The sequence below is a fragment of the Moorena sp. SIO4E2 genome (genome assembly GCF_010671945.1).
Lineage (GTDB): Bacteria > Cyanobacteriota > Cyanobacteriia > Cyanobacteriales > Coleofasciculaceae > Moorena > Moorena producens.
On sequence record NZ_JAAHIE010000012.1, the window covers coordinates 1 to 20,480 of the forward strand.

Here is a 20,480-nt window from a genome sequence, read left to right on the forward strand (position 1 = left end):
TTCTGATGCAAATCGTATTGCAAGCAGCCCTCTTCAGCACGAGTGATGTCGATCAACTTTTTAAGCTCAGTCTTTACCAGATCAATTTTGTCATCTTTAGCTGTGATATGAGCAACAAGAGTCAATTTAGCCATGTTTTTGTTTCCTTCGTTTTCGTTAAAAATTGAAAATCTGGCATTGGTTAATAATGGAATAATTTTAAGTCAGTGAGGTAGAATAGGCATCTTGCCTGTTTGGGGATCTTTTGGTGCGGGCAGGATGCCCACTCTACTCCCATTCCTGAGTGCCTGTTCGGGGATCTTTTGGTGCGGGCAGGATGCCCACTCTACTCCCATTCATTCCTTGACTGACGCAACGCCGAAAATTTGATGGCCATAACTTACCACAGTTGGCTATGCTGTCTTAGTTAGGGCTGGCTGTATAAGTGTGTAAGCCATGCCAGACAACGGTTTCAAGCAATTTTCGACCAAATAAGTGCAAGGTTTTTGAGCCCATCGGTACAATTAATAAGCACCTCAAAGATCAAAATTCTCTAAAACCATTAACCTCACCTACCACCTACCACCTAACACCTAACACCTAACACCTATTCAAACCCGAAAATTACGACTTATTCAGCAAGCCCTACTTAAAGCCGTCGAGCACATTTTTGCCAATGGCACGACCGCTCTCTTGGTGCGAATGAGCCGTCTTGAGGGTTTCCACACTGATTTTCCCAAGATTATTGGTCACGGTGGAAATTAGGGTGCCATCGTCAATGAGCTCCGAGACCCGATTAAGCAATTCATGCTGTTTCTCAATGTCCTCCGTTTGAAACATCGACCGAGTAAACATGAACTCCCAGCTGAAGCTTAGAGCTTTGGGTTTGATCAATTTCATGTCTAGGGATTGAGGGTCATCAATTATTGCGATATGACCGCGAGGCTTGATCAGCTCGATGATGCCAGGAAAATGTCCGTCTGATCCTGAAAGGGAAGCAACGTAGCGGGGCTCAAGTCCCAATTCCTTGATTTGATCAACAAGGGACTGGCGGTGATTGATCACATGGTCGGCACCCATCTTTTTAACCCACTCGATGGTTTCCGGACGAGATGCAGTTGCGATCACGGTCAACTCGGTGAGTGTCTTGGCAAGTTGAATCAGGATTGACCCAACACCTCCCGCGCCACCGATAATCAGTATACTCTCCCCCTTGCCTTCTCCTTCTTTGACCCCGAGGCAGTCGAACAGGATTTCCCAGGCAGTAATGGAGGTCAGTGGAAAACCAGCTGCTTCCGCAAAACCGAGGGATTTGGGCTTTTTCCCGACAATCCGCTCATCAACGGCATGGAGCTCGGAGTTGGTGCCCGGTCGAGTGATATCACCGGCATAATAGACTTCATCACCAACTTTAAATTTACTGACATCGCTGCCGACTTGTTGAACAACACCTGCGGCATCATACCCAATGACCTTTGTGCCCTTTTCTGGTGCCATCTTGGCGCGCACTTTCACGTCCACAGGATTGACCGAAATTCCCCGAACCTCCACCAACAGGTCCTGTGACCCTAATTCCGGTGTTTCCGTTTCAAATTCGATCAGCGCATCTGGTGCAGTGATTGGTCCAGCCTGATTATATCCGATGGCTTTCATATCTTGGTTATCCTTTTTTGACATCCTCCCGCCGATTCGATTCTATAGCAGTTTTTAGTTTAATACTGCTGCACTGCTCACCCTAAATCAACTTATGGGGAAAACCATGATATGTAAATTTTTGTTAAGTAATCCGGATTTGCTCCTCCAGCACCTGAAGTGAAGCAGTGATTACAGTTGCTGGAGTTATGGGATTGGCTTTTGGGGCACGCTACGCGAACGCATCCTCCTCCTCTAGCAGATATTGGTCATGGGGGGTGCTATAACAGCTGAAACTATCAACAAGATTGGCACGTCCAGTAAGCGATGGGAAAAAGTAGTGAAGAATATTCTTTCATGAAATAAATTTTACCAGTGATTTGCCTCTAAAGCTCTGTTAAGATAAGATGCAGCTGTTCCTCGTAGCTCTTAGACAAACACACAAGTTTAACAGATAGGTATTATGACAAATAATCCTGGTGGTATTTCTCAATTCAATACAGGTTCAATGGGGGTTGGACAGCAGGCGGCTACTGATGGTAGTAGCCAAAACCAGCAAATTACCTCCATTCAAGAACCTGGGTCAGTAGGGGAACAGGTTACCCAACAAGACATGCTGCAAATGTTAGCACAGCTAGATCAGATGGTTAGTTCGGCTGAAATTCCAGCAGAAATTAAAGAAGAAGTAGCTACATATTTGAGTGCTGCCAGAAAAGCTGTTGAGAAAGAAAAACCTAACAAAGAACGTGTAAAAATTAATCTAGAAGGCGTAGCAGAAGAACTAAAAGAAGCCAGCAATGACACGGAAGCTGGCGCAAATCTATTTAAAAAAGTTAAGCCTATCCTAGGGAAAGTTGTTGATTGGTTAGGTGCAGCCGCAGCTGGTTCTTTACTTGGTAGTCTTTAGTTTTCATGACTGATGAGTGAACCACCATCTCATGACCCCAATTCACAACACTCCCAGCCTGAGCCAAGTGTTCAACAGAGAAATTCAGGGTCAAGTGGCGTTGGACAACAAGCTGCTGGAACTGCAAAGGGTATTTTCCAGTTCCAGTGGATTGGTAATACCTTTAATTTTTTCTTTGGTGGTGCTAGCGAAAGTTTCACTCCTCAGCAAGAAGAGCATAACCGTAAGGCATTACTCGCTAAAGTCAAGAACTATTGGATCAAAGGCGTTCTGGAAAAATCCCTCTATCACCAGGTACTTATTGAATTGGGATTAGAAGAGAGACCCGATGCCATTCCTCATCCTTTGAGCGAAATTCCCGAAATCGATGAGGACTCACCTCTACCCCTCCGCGAAGGGACTAAAGTAATTGATATTTTTGACGAAATTGGTACAGGAGCAACCTTACTAATTTTAGGGGAACCAGGGTCAGGAAAAACCACAACATTACTGGAACTCGCCCGGGATTTAATTGCTCGTGCTGAACAAGACCCTAATCAGCTAATTCCTGTAGTATTTAACCTCTCCTCTTGGACAAATAAACGGGACAGGAGAAGCGATTGGTTATTAGAAGAATTGGGTAATAAATCTTACGTTCCCAAGGAAATTCGAGAAACTTTAGCAAAGAAACGGCCAGTACTAACATTCGCCGATTGGTTAGTAGAAGAATTGGGTAATAAATATGATGTTCCCAAGGAAATTCGAGAAACTTTAGTAAAGAAACAGCGACTACTACTATTACTTGATGGTTTGGATGAAGTAAAGGCAAACTATCGAGACGACTGTATCCTAGCGTTGAACCAATTCAAGAAAGATTATGGTGCCGAGTTGGTAGTGTGTAGTCGGATTAAAGACTATCAAGCCCTATCCAACCGTCTGAATTTTCAGAGTTCAGTTTGTATAAGATTGCTGACTTTAGAACAAGTTTGCTATTACTTGGATAGTGTTGGGACTGAGTTAACAGGTTTGAGGACATTAATTGCAAAGGATAAAGTATTAAAAGAATTAGCTCAGTCGCTCTTAATGCTCAATATTATGACCCTAGCTTATCAGGGAGTAGCAGTTGAGGATTTGCACAGAATTGACGTAGTGGAAGAACGGCGTAAGCAGCTTTTTTATGCATATATTGATAAAATGTTTAGGCGTCGTAAGACTAATCAACGATACAATAATGCGCAAGTAAAGCGTTGGTTAATTTGGATGGCGCAGAGAATGGTTGAGGAGTCGCAAACAGTATTTTTAATTGAAAAAATGCAGCCATATTGGCTAAGAAATAGAAAGCAAAAACGAATTTATAGGCTGATGTTCGGGCTGATGGGAGGGCTGATGGGAGGGCTGATGCTCGGGCTGATGGGAGGGCTGATGTTCGGGCTGAAGGGAGGGCTGATGGAAGGGCTGATGGAAGGGCTGAAGGGAGGGCTGAAGGGAGGGCTGATGGTCGGGCCGATGGTCGGGCTGATGGGAGGGCTGATAGAAGGGCTGATAGAAGGGCTGAAGGGAGGGCTGGATAAAGAGTTAACGGAAGAAATCAAAACAGTTGAAATACTTGATATTAATTGGAAAAAAATCTTAATTAACCGGGTGATGGAAGGGCTGATGGAAGGGCTGATGGGAGGGCTGATGGGAGGGCTGATGGTCGGGCTGATGGTCGGGCTGATGGTCGGGCTGAAGGAAGGGCTGATGGTCGGGCTGATGGTCGGGCTGATGTTCGGGCTGATGTTCGGGCTGATGCTCGGGATGATGGAAGGGCTGATGTTCGGGCTGAAGGAAGGGCTGGAGAGTTCAGAAATTGAAACAAAAACAAGTCCAAATCAAGGAATTTGGAAATCAGCTCGTAATGCTATAACTGTATATCTGATGTTCGGGCTGATGGGAGGGCTGATGGTCGGACTGATGGGAGGGCTGATGTTCGGGCTGGTGTTCGGGCTGATGGAAGGGCTGATGGTCGGGCTGATGTTCGGGCTGATGTTCGGGCTGATGGGAGGGCTGGACAATGGTGGTAAAGCCTGCATCCAACACTTCATCCTCCGCCTTGTCCTCTACCGTAACAAATACATCCCTTGGAACTATGCCCGCTTCCTCGACTATGCCGCCGATCGCATCTTCTTACAAAAAGTAGGAGGAGGCTACATCTTTATCCACCGGATGTTGATGGAACATTTTGCCGAGATGGAGCCTGAGAATTTAGAATTTAGAATTTAGAATTTAGAATTGGAAGTTATGACTTCTGACTTCTGACTTCTGACTTCTGACTGGGCAATAACCTGACTAGCAAGATTAAACTCAAATTCTAGAGCTTCATACTCGGCTTTTACCTCTGGATTTGCTAGAACTTGCGAGCGAATATCATCCCACTTAATTGTCTTTGCTTTCATTTTTTATTCCTCTTGTTTTGGTAATTATAGCGTTTCTAGGATTTATGAAGTACGCTTCTTAAGCTCAAAGTCCCCCTTGATAAGGGGGATTTAGGGGGATCCATTTGTACATCATGGCATAGAGAATTGCTATAGTTTATCTATTGGTTAATTAATTATTTTCCTGTGCTAAAAATTTCGCTCTAGGATATTCGGCAATTTTAATATTCTACATTCGCCCATTCTACTTGGTGGTGCGTTACGGTGCGGCTGTCCCAAAACTGGCTCTAGGGGTTGAACATCAGGGCAAGCCCGCCCCTAACGCACCCTACGCACTACTTCCCTCTCCCAGGGATAATGTTCCGATCACTATTGAAGGCTTTTGTATACTATGATTGGTAGCACTATATAGCAGTACGCATTAAGGTTAAGACATTGGTACAAAGTGAAAAGCTCTTGTAGTTAACTGTTGCCTTTTGCCTTTTGCCTTTTGCCTTGCGCATAGCACTATCACTAGTGATCTACCTCCTTTAACAGGTGGTGAGGTTTTCCCGGAGCAGTAGAAGTTGCATGAACTTGGGTCTTGGACAAACGATCGGTGGACGCTATAAAATTATTCGTCAGCTGGGACAAGGTGGATTTGGTCAAACTTTCGTAGCTGAAGACCAACACTTGCCTGGTGACAATCAGTGTGTGGTTAAGCAACTCAAGCCAGTAGCCACGGATCCCTTGACATTGCAGACGGCTAGGCGACTGTTTGAGACGGAAGCCAAAATCCTACACCAGTTGGGAAGTCATGAGCAAATTCCCCAGCTTTTTGCGTATTTTGAAGAAAATCAAGAATTCTATCTCGTCCAAGAATTGATTGAAGGGGAAGACCTCAGCCAGGAACTTGTACCGGGACAACAGGTGAATGAAGATCAGATTATTTCCCTGTTGCAGGAAATCCTGGAAGTTTTAAAATTTGTTCATCAACAGCGTATTATTCACCGAGATATTAATCCCCAAAACATCCTTCGGCGTAAATCAGATGGCAAATTAGTACTGATTGACTTCGGTGCTGTTAAACAAGTTAGTACCCAAATCCTAGAAGGGGGGAACACTGGCTTTACCGTTGCCATTGGTACTCCTGGCTATCGACCCAGTGAACAAGCCAATGGTTACCCGAAATTAAGCAGTGATATCTATGCTGTCGGGATGATCGGGATTGTTGGTTTAACCGGTTTACGTCCTCACCAATTGCCCCTTCACCCTGATACAGGGGAAATCACCTGGCATAACCAGATATCAGTAAGTGCTGAATTAGCCGATACTTTAGATAAAATGGTGTGCTATGATTTCCGAGAGCGTTATCAATCAGCTACCTTAGCATTACAAGCACTGACTACTATAACTAATAATAATAACACAAATACTAACACTACTAAAACTGGCGCTACCTTAGTGTTGGGAATTGCTTCATCTATACAACCCCTGCTCCCTAAACCCCGACGATTCAAACTAAAAAGGTACCAAGTGTTAATGTACACCGGGGTAATTGGATTAGGGTTTGCAGCAAGCGTTTTTATGGTGAATGCATTCAAGGGAGCTAATGCTACGGATTGGTATAACCGGGGCGAAACCTTTTTAGAATTGAAGCGCTATGAACAGGCCCTGAACGCTTATAATCGAGCTGTGGAAATCCGATCAGAATATGCTCCAGCTTGGCAAGGTCAAGGTAAGACTTTGTTTGCACTAAAGTACTATGAAGAAGCTCTAAACGCTTACGACCAAGCGATTCAAATTGAGCCGGATTATAGTGCAGCTTGGAAGGGTAGGGGTAAAACCTTGGAGCAGTTGGAGCGTTATGACGGAGCAATTAAAGCCTTTAATAGCGCCCTGGAACTCCAGCCCAATGACTTGGATGCTTGGATCAGTCTTGGTAATGTTCAGGTTAAGTCCAAGAATTATTTTGATGCGATCGCATCCTTTGACAAAGCCCTGAAACTCAAACCAGATTCTTACCAAGCTTGGTATCGACGGGGCTGGGCATTACATAATTTGCGCCGATATAAAGCAGCGGTAGAATCCTACGACCGAGCCTTAGACTACAAACCTAATTCCGCTGAAGCCTGGTATCAGCGGGGTAATGACTTGAGCAATTTGCGAAAGTATAAAGATGCAGCCAAGTCTTATCAGCAAGCGGTTCAATTCCAGCCCAAGTTCTACCAAGCTTGGTATAGTTGGGGCAATACCTTAAATCAATTGGGGAAATACCAAGAAGCCTTAGCCTCCTTTGAGCAAGCGGTTAAACTCCAGCCTAAGTCCTATCAAGCCTGGTACAGTCGCGGTTGGACACTCCATCAAGTCCAGCGATATGAAGATGCCCTGGAAGCTTACTACAAAGCCATTAAACTAAAATCCAATCCTTACCAAGCTTGGTACAGTCGAGGCAATACCTTCTATAAATTGGAACAATATAAGGATGCGATCGCATCTTATCAACAAGCAGTTAACTATAAACCTGACTACAGCCAAGCCTGGTATAGCCTAGGCAATGCATTAGTTAAACGCAACCAGTATAAAAAAGCGATCGCTGCTTATGACAAAGCAGTGCGCTACCAGCCAAAGTACCGAGAGGCTATCAAAGCACGGGATTGGGCAAATCGGGAATTGGAAGCAGAGATTAGGGAACAGGAAATAGGGAATCGGGAATCGGGAATCGGGAATCGGGAATCGGGAACCGGGAATCGGGAATAGTGGTGTAGGGTGTGTTAGGGACGGGCTTCCCTTGATTTTCCCCCTCTTGACATCGGTTGAGATAGCCCGGCCCGTAACGCACCACTGATCGCTGTTCGCGTAGCGTGGGCGTAGCGCATTAGCTGATAGCTGATCGCTGATCGCTTACATCTTAAGTAACTTCGGTAGAGCCAATATTATCTAATTCCCCATCTGATTTAGCCAGATAAATCCCAGATAATACGATTATAAACGTCAAGCCATTTAACCAACTCAATTTTTCCGCAAAAATTAGCCAGGCTAAGACTGCTGCAATCATAGGTTCCAGCAATAGGATTAGAGAGACAAAGCTAGATGAAAATTGTTTGAGACTATAGAATAATGCACCCAATCCAATTATGGAGCCACAAAGTCCTAGGCCAATAACAGCAGACCATGATGAAAAGGAAGCAGGAAATAGTCTATCTTCAAATAGCAATGTTAATGGTAACAACAATAGGCCACCCAAGGTATAAAGCCATAGTAAAATTGTGCTTGTGTCAAATTTAACTCGGAGATGCTCTGTTACCAAAAGTGTAGCCGCGTAGAAAAGGGCAGATAGTAATGCAACGCTGTCCCCTATCAATGTATCTCGATCGATATGAAAATCGTTAAAACCAATTAAGAACGTTCCTCCTAGGGCCAGTATCATGCCGATTAGGAAGCGACGATTAAAGGATTGGCTTAACAGTAACCATCCGCCGACAGCTGCAAAGATAGGAGTGGTGTTGTGGAGAAGATTAGAATTAGCAACACTTGTTTTTGTCAAAGACCAAGCCCAGGTCACTAGGCAAATTGAATCTAAGCTAGCAACAAGAAATAAGGAGAAAAAATCCTGGACAGTATAAGCCTTTTTATCAGTAGTAGATAAGCGTCCGCTCTGCTTATCCCAAAGTAGTTTGACAACCTTGCCAAGACCCAACGCTAGGCTGGCAATCCAAAACCGATTAAATATCGTTCCATAAGGACCCATATCATGTTCTGTTATGCGAGTCAGAATTGGTGAAGACGATAGGGCAAAAATGGCAATTGCTAAGGAAGAAGATCCCCAGACTGCAGAATGTTTAGTAGAAATCATCAACTTCCTTAATTAGGGATTATATAGTGGTTGTAAACAGTTGTATTAAACGATTTTAGTAAGCATTCAGCATTCAGCCGTCAGCCGTGAGCTTTTAGCTCACGCTACGCGAACAGCTTTGTGGCACAGGCTTAATGTTTGTGGCACAGGCTTCAACCCTGTGACATCACTCAGGATTATTCGAATGCTGACCTGTTTTATTCAAAAGCACCTCCCGTAGCGCATTAGCTGATAGCTGATAGCTGATAGCTGATAGCTGATAGCTTACCGATTTGAGGTAGAAAATCCTGGATTTTAGGCAACAGGAAATAGCGGATCACCAGAAAAGTGGATCACCGGAACCTATAAAAGGATATAGGAAATAGCGAACAGAAAAAAAATGATGTGTAGCTCCTAATTAAGAAAAGTTCTATAAAAAGGGTTAACTACATCATCAGTATAAACTATGGCGAGTAGCCATGGTTTATCTAGTTTTATAGGAAGATAAGTACAGCTTAAGACATAGTTTTCTTATTGAAATGGGACAGGTAGTGTTCGAGTAGGGAGCATAAGATATCTTAAGCTTTGCTTCCACTGCTATATCTGTAAAAGTATCATAAGATAAACCCATCTTGTCAATCAACCAGAGGTAGTTTTCAATAAACCTGGCCTTATGGCGATCGTTGACAATATATTTTATACATATAGTGTTTATTTGATGGTAAAAACATTATAGATAGGAATTAACAAAATTAGATCCGTTTACCCTGGGAAATACCATTTAATATAGAGCCTAATCCAGATTCATTTGCTGACCATAGGATTGCTAGGCACTGCCCACCTTAGGATTAATCACTATTCCCGATTCCCGATTCCCGATTCCCGATTCCCGATTCCCGATTCCCGATTCCCGATTCCCGATTCCCGATTAACCGTTACAGAAACCGCAACACAAACAAACAGCCTTCTGTTGTCGATTACCTTAGAAATAAGCAATACAGAGGGACAATCAAATAATGAACAAATTACTTAGACTATTCCTCCTTTCCGGAATGGTCGCTATCTTGGCACAGCTAACAACAGCTTGCCACAATCAGCCATCAGCCAAATTAGAAGATAGCTCTAGTCTACCTGTAGCGAAAGACGTAGAAGGTGACCAAAGACAGCGCCAATCAGAACTTATGGAATCAGCCCAGGTCGGGAGGTCGGCGGATAGTGTTAATCAGAATTTCCGTAACAGAGGTTTGACACCCCGAGCCTCAATGCCACTCTCCGGTAGCCCAAATGCAGCCTCTAAACCAGTTCCTAGGAGATCAGTTACTGCGGCCAAACGGATGCCGTTACTGACAGCAGAGCATGCTATCCCAGAAGCCAGCAACAGAGAAAACTATAGTCCCATTGATGAGAATGCCTTTCAGAGAGTAAAGCATAATCCCCTGTCTACCTTTGCGATTGATGTTGATACCGCCTCCTACAGCAATCTTCGTCGTTTCCTTAATAACGGTCAACTCCCCCCTACTAATGCCATCCGTATCGAAGAATTAATTAACTACTTTAACTACGACTATCCCGAACCAGAAAGCGATCGCCCTTTCTCGATTACCACAGAAATTTCCCAAGCTCCTTGGAATCCCACTCATAAATTAGTTCACATTGGTATCCAGGGGGAAAAGATGGCCATTGAAGATTTGCCTCCCAGCAATCTAGTCTTTTTGCTGGATGTCTCCGGTTCCATGAATTCTCCCAATAAGCTTCCCCTGCTCAAAGATGCCTTTCGGATGCTCGTCAATGAATTAAGAGAAGAAGACCAGGTCAGTATTGTCGTCTATGCTGGAGCTGCTGGGGTGGTTTTACCCCCTACTCCAGGCAACGAGAAAGATAAAATCTTAACAGCCATTGAGAATCTCAATGCCGGGGGGTCTACTGCTGGGGGAGCAGGAATTAAACTGGCTTATAAACTCGCCCAGGATAATTTTATTAAATCAGGAAATAACCGAGTTATTCTAGCAACTGACGGAGACTTTAATGTCGGAGTTTCCAGTGATAGCGAATTAGTTAAACTAATTGAACAGAAGCGAAAAAAAGGAGTTTTCCTGACCGTATTAGGATTTGGTACTGGTAATTTACAAGACTCCAAGATGGAGAAGATTGCTAATAAAGGTAATGGCAATTATGCTTATCTTGATAACGAGTTAGAAGCGAAAAAAGTCCTGGTTAACGAAATCGGAGCTACTTTACTCACTATTGCCAAAGATGTTAAGATTCAAGTAGAGTTTAATCCTGCCAAAGTCCAAGCTTATCGTTTGATTGGTTATGAAAATCGGCGACTGAAGGATGAAGACTTTAATGATGATACTAAAGATGCCGGAGAATTAGGAGCAGGTCATACTGTCACCGCACTGTATGAAATTATTCCTGTGGGAGCGAAAACTAATGTCAAATTACCAGATATTGACCCTCTGAAATATCAATCCAATGCTGCTTCAACCACTAATTCCAAAGAATTAATGCAGGTCAAGTTACGTTACAAAGAGCCTGACGGTAACACCTCTCAACTCCTCACCTATCCCTTGGTTGATAAAGCTGTAAAGCTAGAGGATGCTTCCGATAACTTTAAGTTTTCTGCTGCCGTTGCCAGTTTTGGTATGGTCTTAAGAGATTCTCCTTACAAAGGTAAAGCCAGTTTTGACCAAGCATTACAATTAGCAAAGGAATCCGAAGGGGTAGATTTAGAAGGTTATCGAGCTGAGTTTATTGATTTGGTTGAGAGTGCGGAGGAAATAGGGGATAGGTAATTGGGAATCGGGAATCGGGAATCGGGAATCGGGAATCGGGGGAAGAGTTTGGGGAGAGTGCGTAGGGTGCGTTAGGGGCGGACTTGCCCTTATTTTTACGGTAGCCAGGGTTGAGATAGTCCGCCCCGTAACGCACCACCCTGAGCACAAGCAACACTCTGAGCAGACAGCTTGGGATTGGTGATNTCCCTGTTCCCTGTTCCCTGTTCCCTGTTCCCTGTTCCCTGTTCCCTGTTCCCTGTTCCCTGTTCCCTGTTCCCTGTTCCCTGTTCCCTGTTCCCTGTTCCCTAAAATCCCGAAATTTTGTACCTCATAGCTATGATAATTGCTATAAGTTTACTTAAAAAAATTAATAATTTAAAAAATATGGGATAAAAACTCTATGTCAAATCAAGAAAACCGAAAGTTGGATAAGTGGATTAATAGTAATCCAGATTCAAGAGAATTAAAAAGAGCGCTAGCTGTAAAATTTGCCATACAAGGCTGGAAATATCAAGCAATATCCGAATCATTAAATGTATCAAAGAGCTTCATTAGTAAGTGGAAAAAAAAATTTAATTCAGCGGGTGTAGAAGGATTAAAATTATCTTACAAAGGGGGTAAAGGCTATTTAAATAAACAAGAAAAAAAAGAAGTTATCACTTGGATAAAAAAACGATATAGATGTAACTTTGAGCAATTAGAGGGTTATTTACTTGAAGAATATAATGTAGTTTTTAAATCCCCAACTAGCTATTATAAATTACTTTCTGAAGCCAGGATGAGTTGGGAAGAATCAAAAAAAAATAATCCTTATAAAGATCCAGATTTATTGGATAAAATACTGAATCGTATTTACAATCAAGCCTAGTTTTACATCTTACTTAAGAATGCTATAATATTTTAATATTAGGGTTTATACAAAAAACTTATAACAAATGAATCCTCACTTAATCTTGCCAGTCGGTACCCAAGTGGTAACTCGTGTGGCTGCTAAAAACTCTGCGGGTGAAACATTATGTGTACAAGGAGCAGTCGGTGTAATAGTCAAGGCACCAACAGATGATTCCCATGCCTATCGGGTGCGTTTGCCTGATGATAGGGAAGTTACCCTACGTCGCCATGAATTTAGTATTCGTAAACACTTCCAAAAAGAAGGGTTACAGCTCTCGGAAGACTTACTCACAGAGTTAAATTTATATGATCATGTTATCTACCGCTGTGTAGTAGGGTCGAGAGCATTTGGTCTGGATGATGAAAACTCTGATATAGACAGACGAGGTATTTACCTGCCACCAGCTGTGGTTCACTGGTCACTGTATGGGATTCCGGAACAGTTAGAAAAGCACGAGACTCAGGAGTGCTACTGGGAGCTTCAAAAGTTTATCATTTTGGCACTGAAGGCTAATCCAAATGTGTTGGAATGTCTCTACACACCACTAGTGGAAACAGCCACTCCTATAGCAGAGGAATTGCTAGCTATTCGAGATATTTTTCTGTCTAAGTTGGTTTACCAAACCTATAATGGGTATGTGATGTCCCAATTTAAAAAAATGGAGCAAGATTTTCGGACTAAAGGAGCAGTTCGATTAAAACATGCTATGCACTTAATCCGTTTATTGCTCTCAGGGATCACAGTCTTGAAAGAGGGGTTTGTACCAGTGAAAGTTGAGGAGTATCGGCAACAACTCCTAGCCATCCGTCGGGATGAAATGCCATGGGAGGAGGTTACGGCTTGGCGATTGAGTTTACATCAAGAGTTTGATGCTGCTTTTGCTAACACCAATTTGCCAGAACGTCCGGATTATGAAGCAGCTAATGGGTTTTTGATTAAAGCACGTCAAAGTATGGTTTAGTTATATATGAATTTAAACCAAAAACTACTATCTGTAATTTATACTCAACCCCATCCACTGTTATTCGCTACCCTCAGTGGAGCGCATTTGTATGGTTTCCCTTCACCAGATTCTGATTATGATTTGCGTGGTAGTCACATTCTGCCAGTACAGAAAGTTATAGGACTAGAGCCGGGACCGGAAACGATTGAAGTTTCGGAAATTCGGGATTCCATAGAACTGGATCTAGTCACTCACGATATCAAAAAGTTCTTTGAGATGCTGCTGAAAAAGAATGGTTATGTCTTAGAGCAGCTGTACTCACCCCTAGTGATTCATACTACACCGGAGCATGAGGAATTAAAAGCGATCGCAAAACAATGCATTACTTGCTACCATGCCCATCACTATCTAGGATTTTCCCGAACTCAATGGAAACTGTTTCAAAAGATGAGTCCATGTCGGGTCAAACCTTTGCTTTATGTCTATCGGGCGCTGTTGACTGGTATCCATTTAATGAAAACTGGCGAAATAGAAGCTAACTTGGTTAAGCTCAATCAGGTGTTCCAGTTACCTTATATTCCAGATTTAATTGCTCGAAAGCTAGCAGGAGCAGAAAAGTCTGTATTGGAAGATACAAATATTGAATTTCATGAGGGAGAATATAGTCGTCTACAGAGTCAATTAGAGGAAGCTTCTGAGTCTAGTTGGTTACCAAAAGCACCATCAGCTAAGGATGCTTTGAATGATTTGCTCTGTAGATTGAGGATGGCAAATTTAAATTGAAATTGCTATATAGCAAAGGGAACATCGGATCTGGGAACAGGAAACAGGGAACAGGGAACAGGGAACAGGGAGTAGGGAGTAGGGAGTAGGGAGCAGGGAATAAAATTTATAGGAAACTCTATAATAACTATTCGCAATTGTGACATGAGATTAAAAGGATTAGCAATTCCTAGTGTTATGGTTGCTCTGCTTGTGCTTGGTTGTGCTAGTGAAAGCCCAGCAGATAAAACCCAGCCTCGGAACGTAGCAGGGGATTGTAGCGAACGCCAATGTCAGGAAGTTTTAGCTGACCTTGGCGATAGTTTTCCTGAACAAATAGCTGAATGGGAAAGGGAGTGTAGTGATAGCAAACATTTAAGTTTAAAGGTTTTTCAGAATCAAGGACAACCCCAGCGAGTCAGCTTTTTTTGTTGGGATAAACCTATAGGAAATGGCAGTCGCACTGGTACATGGTTAGGGGTTTTGCCCTTAGTAGCCAATGATTCTACGTTTGTGAAGCCATTAGTTTGCTCTACTTCTGACCAACAGTGCCAGAAAGTATTGCCTCAATTACGAACAAAGGCTCCAGAGCTAGTCCAGAAAGCAGAATTTAAATGCGCGACTAAACAGGGGTCTCTATTTTTGAGAGTTTCTGAGCAGGAAATCGATATTATATGCGGTTTTTTCGCGACCTCTGTTTGGGATGATAATGGCGATGGTTTAGTGGATAATGAAGACCCAGTTAGTGTTGATATTTCAGTGGGTACTTTTAAACCCTAAGGTAAGCGGTCAGCGGTCAGTGTTCAGTGGTCAGTGGTCAGCCGTTGGCCTTTGGCTGATAGCTGATAGCTGATAGCTGATAGCTGATAGCTGATAGCTGATAGCTGATAGCTGATAGCTTACGCTAATTTAGTATAATTTCAAAAAATACTCCCAGCTCTTTACTACGATTCCCGATTCCCGATTCCCGATTCCCGATTCCCGATTCCCGATTCCCGATTCCCGATTCCCGATTCCCGATTCCCGATTCCCGATTCCCGATTCCCTATCTCCCCGAAATTGCTATAATTATCAATTATGACTGCTCTTATTCTCAACTTAGCTCCCACGATTAAACTAACAGATGAACAGTTCTTCCAACTCTGTCAGGACAATAAAGATTTACGTCTTGAGAGTACCAGCAAGGGAGAACTAATTATCATGGCACCAACGGGATGGAAAAGCGGAAACCGGAATAGCCGACTGACGCAACGTTTGGGTAATTGGGCTGATAGTGATGGAACCGGATTAGTGTTTGATTCTTCAACGGGCTTTACGCTTTCTAATGGTGCCAATCGTTCTCCTGATGCCTCCTGGGTAAGGGTAGAAAGATTAGAAGCACTTAATCGGGATCCTGATAAATTATTACCAATGGCTCCTGATTTTGTGGCGGAACTCCGCTCTGTTAATGACAACCTGAAGACGTTGCGGGAAAAGATGCAAGAGTACATGGACTGTGGTGTACGTCTAGGTTGGTTAATTGACCCTCAAAATCAACAGGTAGCAATTTATCGCCCTGGGCAGGATAGGGAGGTTTTGGAATCCCCGAGCAGCTTGTCAGGAGAGGATGTGTTGTCTGGATTCGTGCTAGATTTATCACAAATTTTGAGCTAATGTTGTTTGTTAAGATAAACCTTAAAATTATCTCCGGATAATTACCCTTAATAAAAATCTCTCCTATGTCCCTAAACTTCCCAAACTTCTCCTACTCCCTACTGTCTACTCCCTGCGCGGAGCCCTAATAAATGTCTATAGATGGAATTAACAATGCCAATGCCTTAATTATCGGTTCCAGCGGAGGTATTGGTCTGGCTTTTGTCAAACAATTGCTGCAAGATGAAACGTTTACCAAGATTTATGGCAGTTATCGTAACCGTGATTCTAGTTCGGAATTAATTGGGCTTGAAAACAACTATCCTAATCGATTAGTTTGTCTATCGATGGATATTACCGACGAGTTGCAAGTATCTGAAGCTGTCAAACAAATCAGTGTAGAGATAGACAAACTCCACTTAGTGATTAATTGTGTTGGATTGCTTCATGACGGCAGCTTACAACCAGAAAAAAGCCTGAAACAGATTAATTCAGAACACTTGATCCGTTACTTCCAGGTGAACAGTATTGGAGCAGTGCTGCTGGCTAAACATTTATTACCATTATTCCGTCATAGCGATCGCAGTATTTTTGCTAGCATTTCTGCCAAAATTGGCAGTATTGGTGATAACCAACTGGGAGGATGGTATGGCTATCGAGCATCGAAAGCAGCCTTAAATATGTTTATGCGAACAGTGGCAATTGAATACAGTAGAAAAAGTCCTCAAACTATCGTTGTTACCTTGCATCCTGGTACAACCAATACGCGCCTTTCTAAACCCTTTCAAAAAAATGTACCTGCTGATAAGTTATTCCCAGTAGAGCGTACTGTTACTCAACTACTGGCGGTGATCGAAAAGCTGGATAAAGGGGATAGTGGACAGTTTTTCTCCTGGGATGGAAGCGAGTTACCTTGGTAAACTACTGTAAGCTATCAGCTATGAGCTATCAGCTATGAGCTATCAGCTATGAGCTATCAGTTATCAGCTTTTGAATAAAACAGGTAAGGATTAGTTTAATAGTCACGAAAGTCTTTTGAATAAAACAGGTAAGGATTAGTTTAATCTGAGGAAAAAGGTTGATTTTAAGCTGACCACTGACCACTGACCGCTGACCGCTGACCGCTGACCGCACCTCAAGTAGCGCATATGCTTACATAAAAACTTAATTCAGTCTTGATAACTGACTAGTTTGAGTCGTCTTTGGCCACCTTATCTCTGGGAAAACCGGATATCAATCCGCTTTCAATCATCAAACCAATCCCGGCATTAATCACAACTAAGCTTAAGGTTCCTAACCAAAACCAAGGCTCTCCTTCAATTCTTTTAGAAACGGCTTCTCCAAATAAGCATAAACCTAAGGGAAAAAGCAGAACTCCAACTTGAGATTTGATATACCAAATTACTTTCTTGTTCATATTAGTGGGATAGTCTTTACCAAGATAATATAGTACCTTAACAGTGATAAATTTAAAAGGGGCGTATTTACTAACTGTTTAGCAACTGTTGTTAAAAAAACGCGAAATTGTAACGGGCAAGATGCCCATTCCACATTGTGCTACACGGCCAAGATGCCCATTCTACATTGTGCTAAACGGGCAAGATGCCCATTCCACATTGTGCTACGCACACGCTACGGGAACGCATCTGATAATAGCAGATAGATGGTACACTAACCTGATAACTGAACACCATTATTAAAACCCGTGGCCAATTCCCCAGGATCTCCAGAGTCCCAATCCGAAACCCCTAAACTGGCTCGCACTCCCCTCTTTGACCAGGTGGTAGCACAAAATGCCCGCTTGACAGCTTTTGCCGGTTGGGAAATGCCAGTACAATTTAGCGGATTGAAAAAAGAACATGCTGCAGTACGAACTGCTGTCGGAATTTTCGACATCTCCCATATGGGTAAGTTTGCTTTTAATGGTAAGCAACTACGGGAGCAATTGCAGTCTCTAGTGCCTTCGGATTTAACCCGCTTGCAACCGGGTCAAGCTCAATACACGGTGTTGTTAAATCCGAATGGTGGAATCATTGATGACATTATCTTCTACTACCAAGGTGAGGAGGAGTCTGGGGAGCAGCGGGGGATGATGATTGTTAATGGAGCAACCTGCACCAAAGACAAAGACTGGTTGTTAGCTCACCTGGATGCTGACTCAGTTACCTTACAAGACCTCTCAACATCAAAAGTCTTGATTGCAGTACAGGGACCATTGGCAATATCACATCTTCAGCCATTTGTCAAAGAAGCCTTAGCACCAGTCAAAGCATTTGGACATCTAGAGGCAACGGTGTTGGGGAAACCGGCATTTATTGCTAGAACCGGTTACACAGGGGAAGACGGATTTGAGCTGATGCTAGACCCAGATGTCGGCATAGAGCTGTGGCACAAACTTTTAGAGTCTGGTGTCACTCCCTGTGGTTTAGGTGCCAGAGATACCTTGCGCCTAGAAGCGGCTATGGCACTCTACGGACAAGATATTGATGATACCACGACACCCTTAGAAGCTGGGTTAGGTTGGCTAGTGCATCTTGATAGCAAAGGAGACTTCATCGGACGCTCGGTGCTAGAGCAACAAAAAGCAACGGGGATCGAGCGCAAGCTAGTTGGGATCCAGATGCAAGGAAGGCAGATTGCTCGCCATGGTTACCCAGTCCTAGCTGATGGTGAGGTGGTAGGAGTTGTTACTAGTGGTACATTAGCACCAACCTTAGGAAATGCGATCGCACTAGCCTATGTTCCCAGAAAGTTGGGCAAAGTTGGACAGCAGCTGGAAGTAGAAATCCGGGGTAAATCCTATCCCGCCGTTGTGGTCAAAAAGCCTTTTTATCGCTCTCAAAATCGTCCATCGGCAAAGTAAAGCTATCCATCCCTGACAGATAACTTTAAAGTTTAAAGTTAAAAGTTTAAACTTTAAACTTTCGATAAATTTAAAATCGAAACTAACAATTAACAAATGACTAATGCCTAATATATTTCTGCACAACTTCCCAACCAGTAAGGGAAACCCAGGTAAATCCCACTAGCAAAGCAATGTTAGTAGCAACGTGAACAGCCCTTGCTAAGGGTTCTTGAGGGCTAATTTGGGTAGCACTAAAGGCTGAGAGTAATACCAGTGCTACCACAGACCATCCAGCTATTAAGTGGGCTGAATGGCCTAGATGACCGTAATGGCCGATGGTACCTACTAAACCAATCCCCAGCAGAACCAAGACTAGAGCGACCATGATCCAACCAATGATGTAGTGCAGAGGGCGTAACCAAGTCGGTCGTGGACGTCCAGAGTGACGTTGAGAAAACACAATGCTGCCGGTGATTGCCAGGAGTACATAGGCAAAGAGGGATAAACCCATAGACCAAGCAGCAATTTTCCAGAGCCAGAGAAAAGAAGGCAGATTCACAGGGTGATGGAGTGATGGGGTGATGGGGTGATGGGGTGATGGAACAGAATCTCAAGATCTGTTCTTGTTCACTTTTGAATTACCCTTGCTATGGTTACAGACCAAGTGACAAGTTACAAGTCTAGCACTATAGCCTATTTAGCTTGAACTCTCAACCTACCTGACAAGGGACGCCTGGGCAAGAACAACCTTCAACCTTCAACCTTCAACCAAACAACCTTCAACCTTCAACCAAACAACCTTCAACCTTCAACCAAACAACCTTCAACCAAACAACCTTCAACCAATGAAAAAGGGGTTGCTCCTGTTGTAAGCAACCCCAACGTATAGAGATAGTAACTAGACCGCGCTAACCAGGGTAGGCAATTTTTCAGTGAACACTCTTTGACTATCAACTGTTTCTGGATGTGGCTTGATATCGGCAGGTTGGGCTGATTCGGCGGAAACAGGATAGCCATAAGCATTACCACTTTGGCTAACCAATAAGCGGTCACAAGGGATAGTATCTGAGAGAATGGCACTTGCCATCATCCCTGTATGTATTTCTAGAAGAGCCTGTGGCGGTGCTTCAAAAACTAAGCGCTGCCCTGGGAAAACAACTCTTTCAAAGTACCAGTTAGGTATATTCGTTATTCTAGCAATCTGGATCTGGCTAGTGGCGTTCACATAGCAGCACAGAACGGAATCTTGGCTATCTGAAGGAATAGGATCAAAAATTTGTGTCATATCTATTAATTCTCTAAAGGTTAATTTATTACAAACACCAAGGTAGCATTTATGATCCCGGCGAGCTGTAAACATGGCTACTAATTATTGAAGTCTACCTCAGCCTATCACCGACAAAACCGCGTCAGTATGCTAATTATTGGTATTATTTAGGATTATTTGCTTTTTTTAGCGATATTCAGTATAAATCAGGTCTAATGCTCATTCTATAAAGCCTATTATAGTACTTTACTCTATTAGATGACTTGATGCTGATTTTTGATCCCTATAGACAAAACTACCATAAGGTTGAGGTAAATCCCTAATTTTGGTAAAGTTAAGATATGTAAAAACCAATTTCATAATTGTTGCCCACCCTTGGTAGCTTCTGCCCGCCGTAGTCTCAAAGTAGAGAAAATGGCGGTAGATAAATCTGTCTATAACTCTGGGTATAGATCTGGCTTGAAATCTTGAGCTTAATTGGCCTTTTGGCCTTTCGGCCACGCTACGCGAACGGCCACGCTACGCGAACGGCCACGCTACGCGATGGGCTTTGCCCGCGCCAAAGGCGATCGGAATTGGTCAAGAATAACCCAAACTAACCTTACTGATAAAAAAAACTTATAATAACAAAAAAACA

24 protein-coding genes are annotated in these 20,480 nt (G+C 43.1%); 13 read left to right on the top strand and 11 right to left on the bottom strand.

Features of this window, described 5'->3' with window-relative positions; translation table 11 throughout:
• A partial coding sequence (locus tag F6K37_RS02380; protein ID WP_287247992.1) for a putative quinol monooxygenase occupies window positions 1-134 on the bottom strand: 134 nt, incomplete at its 3' end.
• 490 nt (window positions 135-624) lie between these two features.
• Window positions 625-1,632 (bottom strand): zinc-binding alcohol dehydrogenase family protein, encoded by a 1,008-nt coding sequence (locus tag F6K37_RS02385; protein ID WP_287247926.1) that lies wholly within the window; start codon window positions 1,630-1,632, stop codon window positions 625-627.
• A 442-nt stretch (window positions 1,633-2,074) separates the two neighbouring features.
• On the opposite strand from F6K37_RS02385, the gene F6K37_RS02390 reads away from it, so the two are divergent.
• Both F6K37_RS02390 and F6K37_RS02395 read left to right on the top strand, forming a co-directional pair.
• On the top strand, window positions 2,075-2,518 hold the full coding sequence (locus tag F6K37_RS02390; RefSeq protein ID WP_071106236.1) for a hypothetical protein: 444 nt from the start codon (window positions 2,075-2,077) through the stop codon (window positions 2,516-2,518).
• Between the two features lie 12 nt (window positions 2,519-2,530).
• The gene (locus tag F6K37_RS02395; protein ID WP_287247930.1) at window positions 2,531-4,759 is read left to right on the top strand and encodes an NACHT domain-containing protein; all 2,229 of its coding nucleotides are present in this window, start codon (window positions 2,531-2,533) and stop codon (window positions 4,757-4,759) included.
• Here F6K37_RS02395 and F6K37_RS02400 read toward each other — a convergent pair.
• Window positions 4,756-4,932 carry a hypothetical protein gene (locus tag F6K37_RS02400; RefSeq protein ID WP_287247931.1) on the bottom strand — a complete coding sequence of 59 codons (177 nt, stop codon included), beginning with the start codon at window positions 4,930-4,932 and terminating at the stop codon, window positions 4,756-4,758. The two genes, F6K37_RS02395 and F6K37_RS02400, sit on opposite strands and share 4 nt — an antisense overlap.
• Before the next feature lie 549 nt (window positions 4,933-5,481).
• On the opposite strand from F6K37_RS02400, the gene F6K37_RS02405 reads away from it, so the two are divergent.
• Complete coding sequence (locus F6K37_RS02405) at window positions 5,482-7,650, top strand: serine/threonine-protein kinase (RefSeq protein WP_287247933.1); 2,169 nt, start codon at window positions 5,482-5,484, stop codon at window positions 7,648-7,650.
• On the opposite strand, the gene F6K37_RS02410 is transcribed toward F6K37_RS02405, so the two are convergent.
• On the bottom strand, window positions 7,577-7,732 hold the full coding sequence (locus F6K37_RS02410) for a hypothetical protein (protein ID WP_287247935.1): 156 nt from the start codon (window positions 7,730-7,732) through the stop codon (window positions 7,577-7,579). The genes F6K37_RS02405 and F6K37_RS02410 overlap by 74 nt on opposite strands.
• A gap of 69 nt (window positions 7,733-7,801) precedes the next feature.
• Window positions 7,802-8,746, bottom strand: coding sequence for a DMT family transporter (locus F6K37_RS02415; protein ID WP_287247937.1), 945 nt, complete (start codon window positions 8,744-8,746; stop codon window positions 7,802-7,804).
• Window positions 8,747-9,533: 787 nt separating this feature from the next.
• Between F6K37_RS02415 and F6K37_RS02420 the strand changes: the two genes are divergently transcribed.
• A complete protein-coding gene (locus tag F6K37_RS02420; RefSeq protein ID WP_287247939.1) occupies window positions 9,534-9,758 on the top strand; it encodes a hypothetical protein in 225 nt (74 codons plus the stop codon).
• Window positions 9,742-11,520, top strand: coding sequence for a vWA domain-containing protein (locus tag F6K37_RS02425; protein ID WP_287247941.1), 1,779 nt, complete (start codon window positions 9,742-9,744; stop codon window positions 11,518-11,520). Before F6K37_RS02420 ends, F6K37_RS02425 begins: the two co-directional genes overlap by 17 nt.
• Here F6K37_RS02425 and F6K37_RS02430 read toward each other — a convergent pair.
• Window positions 11,477-11,668: a hypothetical protein gene (locus F6K37_RS02430; RefSeq protein WP_165691859.1), complete on the bottom strand. Its 192-nt coding sequence runs from the start codon at window positions 11,666-11,668 to the stop codon at window positions 11,477-11,479. The two genes, F6K37_RS02425 and F6K37_RS02430, sit on opposite strands and share 44 nt — an antisense overlap.
• 234 nt (window positions 11,669-11,902) lie before the next feature.
• Between F6K37_RS02430 and F6K37_RS02435 the strand changes: the two genes are divergently transcribed.
• From F6K37_RS02435 to F6K37_RS02445, 3 genes are all read left to right on the top strand, one after another.
• A complete protein-coding gene (locus F6K37_RS02435; protein ID WP_287247943.1) occupies window positions 11,903-12,370 on the top strand; it encodes a helix-turn-helix domain-containing protein in 468 nt (155 codons plus the stop codon).
• A 67-nt stretch (window positions 12,371-12,437) separates the two neighbouring features.
• Window positions 12,438-13,355, top strand: a complete 918-nt coding sequence (locus tag F6K37_RS02440) for a nucleotidyltransferase domain-containing protein (RefSeq protein ID WP_008181035.1) — start codon at window positions 12,438-12,440, stop codon at window positions 13,353-13,355.
• 6 nt (window positions 13,356-13,361) lie between these two features.
• Complete coding sequence (locus tag F6K37_RS02445) at window positions 13,362-14,120, top strand: nucleotidyltransferase domain-containing protein (protein WP_008181036.1); 759 nt, start codon at window positions 13,362-13,364, stop codon at window positions 14,118-14,120.
• Window positions 14,121-14,125: 5 nt separating this feature from the next.
• On the opposite strand, the gene F6K37_RS02450 is transcribed toward F6K37_RS02445, so the two are convergent.
• Window positions 14,126-14,266 carry a hypothetical protein gene (locus tag F6K37_RS02450; RefSeq protein ID WP_154659706.1) on the bottom strand — a complete coding sequence of 47 codons (141 nt, stop codon included), beginning with the start codon at window positions 14,264-14,266 and terminating at the stop codon, window positions 14,126-14,128.
• On the opposite strand from F6K37_RS02450, the gene F6K37_RS02455 reads away from it, so the two are divergent.
• Window positions 14,265-14,879 (top strand): hypothetical protein, encoded by a 615-nt coding sequence (locus tag F6K37_RS02455; protein WP_008181038.1) that lies wholly within the window; start codon window positions 14,265-14,267, stop codon window positions 14,877-14,879. The genes F6K37_RS02450 and F6K37_RS02455 overlap by 2 nt on opposite strands.
• 164 nt (window positions 14,880-15,043) lie before the next feature.
• Here the strand turns inward: F6K37_RS02455 and F6K37_RS02460 are convergent, their stop codons facing one another.
• A complete protein-coding gene (locus tag F6K37_RS02460; RefSeq protein ID WP_287247948.1) occupies window positions 15,044-15,196 on the bottom strand; it encodes a hypothetical protein in 153 nt (50 codons plus the stop codon).
• Between F6K37_RS02460 and F6K37_RS02465 the strand changes: the two genes are divergently transcribed.
• Entirely contained in the window at window positions 15,177-15,752 is a 576-nt protein-coding gene (locus tag F6K37_RS02465; protein ID WP_008181039.1) for a Uma2 family endonuclease, read from the top strand. The two genes, F6K37_RS02460 and F6K37_RS02465, sit on opposite strands and share 20 nt — an antisense overlap.
• A 131-nt stretch (window positions 15,753-15,883) precedes the next feature.
• Window positions 15,884-16,651: an SDR family NAD(P)-dependent oxidoreductase gene (locus F6K37_RS02470; RefSeq protein WP_008181041.1), complete on the top strand. Its 768-nt coding sequence runs from the start codon at window positions 15,884-15,886 to the stop codon at window positions 16,649-16,651.
• Between the two features lie 266 nt (window positions 16,652-16,917).
• On the opposite strand, the gene F6K37_RS02475 is transcribed toward F6K37_RS02470, so the two are convergent.
• A complete protein-coding gene (locus F6K37_RS02475) occupies window positions 16,918-17,148 on the bottom strand; it encodes a hypothetical protein (protein WP_008181043.1) in 231 nt (76 codons plus the stop codon).
• A 288-nt stretch (window positions 17,149-17,436) separates the two neighbouring features.
• On the opposite strand from F6K37_RS02475, the gene gcvT reads away from it, so the two are divergent.
• Window positions 17,437-18,594, top strand: coding sequence for a glycine cleavage system aminomethyltransferase GcvT (gene gcvT, locus F6K37_RS02480; RefSeq protein WP_008181046.1), 1,158 nt, complete (start codon window positions 17,437-17,439; stop codon window positions 18,592-18,594).
• 100 nt (window positions 18,595-18,694) lie between these two features.
• Here the strand turns inward: gcvT and F6K37_RS02485 are convergent, their stop codons facing one another.
• The gene (locus tag F6K37_RS02485; protein ID WP_008181048.1) at window positions 18,695-19,135 is read right to left on the bottom strand and encodes a DUF4079 domain-containing protein; all 441 of its coding nucleotides are present in this window, start codon (window positions 19,133-19,135) and stop codon (window positions 18,695-18,697) included.
• A gap of 339 nt (window positions 19,136-19,474) precedes the next feature.
• The gene (locus F6K37_RS02490; RefSeq protein WP_044492458.1) at window positions 19,475-19,861 is read right to left on the bottom strand and encodes a DUF1830 domain-containing protein; all 387 of its coding nucleotides are present in this window, start codon (window positions 19,859-19,861) and stop codon (window positions 19,475-19,477) included.
• A gap of 459 nt (window positions 19,862-20,320) precedes the next feature.
• On the opposite strand from F6K37_RS02490, the gene F6K37_RS02495 reads away from it, so the two are divergent.
• Window positions 20,321-20,467 carry a hypothetical protein gene (locus F6K37_RS02495; protein ID WP_154659707.1) on the top strand — a complete coding sequence of 49 codons (147 nt, stop codon included), beginning with the start codon at window positions 20,321-20,323 and terminating at the stop codon, window positions 20,465-20,467.
• The last annotated feature ends 13 nt before the right edge of the window (window positions 20,468-20,480 follow it).

Excerpts from the sequence above, each read along its gene's own strand:
- F6K37_RS02385 (WP_287247926.1), bottom strand. The coding sequence starts at position 1,632 with ATGAAAGCCATCGGATATAATCAGGCTGGACCAATCACTGCACCAGAT.
- F6K37_RS02390 (WP_071106236.1), top strand. The coding sequence starts at position 2,075 with ATGACAAATAATCCTGGTGGTATTTCTCAATTCAATACAGGTTCAATG.
- F6K37_RS02395 (WP_287247930.1), top strand. The coding sequence starts at position 2,531 with ATGAGTGAACCACCATCTCATGACCCCAATTCACAACACTCCCAGCCT.
- F6K37_RS02400 (WP_287247931.1), bottom strand. The coding sequence starts at position 4,932 with ATGAAAGCAAAGACAATTAAGTGGGATGATATTCGCTCGCAAGTTCTA.
- F6K37_RS02405 (WP_287247933.1), top strand. The coding sequence starts at position 5,482 with ATGAACTTGGGTCTTGGACAAACGATCGGTGGACGCTATAAAATTATT.
- F6K37_RS02415 (WP_287247937.1), bottom strand. The coding sequence starts at position 8,746 with ATGATTTCTACTAAACATTCTGCAGTCTGGGGATCTTCTTCCTTAGCA.
- F6K37_RS02425 (WP_287247941.1), top strand. The coding sequence starts at position 9,742 with ATGAACAAATTACTTAGACTATTCCTCCTTTCCGGAATGGTCGCTATC.
- F6K37_RS02435 (WP_287247943.1), top strand. The coding sequence starts at position 11,903 with ATGTCAAATCAAGAAAACCGAAAGTTGGATAAGTGGATTAATAGTAAT.
- F6K37_RS02440 (WP_008181035.1), top strand. The coding sequence starts at position 12,438 with ATGAATCCTCACTTAATCTTGCCAGTCGGTACCCAAGTGGTAACTCGT.
- F6K37_RS02445 (WP_008181036.1), top strand. The coding sequence starts at position 13,362 with ATGAATTTAAACCAAAAACTACTATCTGTAATTTATACTCAACCCCAT.
- F6K37_RS02455 (WP_008181038.1), top strand. The coding sequence starts at position 14,265 with ATGAGATTAAAAGGATTAGCAATTCCTAGTGTTATGGTTGCTCTGCTT.
- F6K37_RS02450 (WP_154659706.1), bottom strand. The coding sequence starts at position 14,266 with ATGTCACAATTGCGAATAGTTATTATAGAGTTTCCTATAAATTTTATT.
- F6K37_RS02465 (WP_008181039.1), top strand. The coding sequence starts at position 15,177 with ATGACTGCTCTTATTCTCAACTTAGCTCCCACGATTAAACTAACAGAT.
- F6K37_RS02470 (WP_008181041.1), top strand. The coding sequence starts at position 15,884 with ATGTCTATAGATGGAATTAACAATGCCAATGCCTTAATTATCGGTTCC.
- F6K37_RS02475 (WP_008181043.1), bottom strand. The coding sequence starts at position 17,148 with ATGAACAAGAAAGTAATTTGGTATATCAAATCTCAAGTTGGAGTTCTG.
- F6K37_RS02490 (WP_044492458.1), bottom strand. The coding sequence starts at position 19,861 with ATGACACAAATTTTTGATCCTATTCCTTCAGATAGCCAAGATTCCGTT.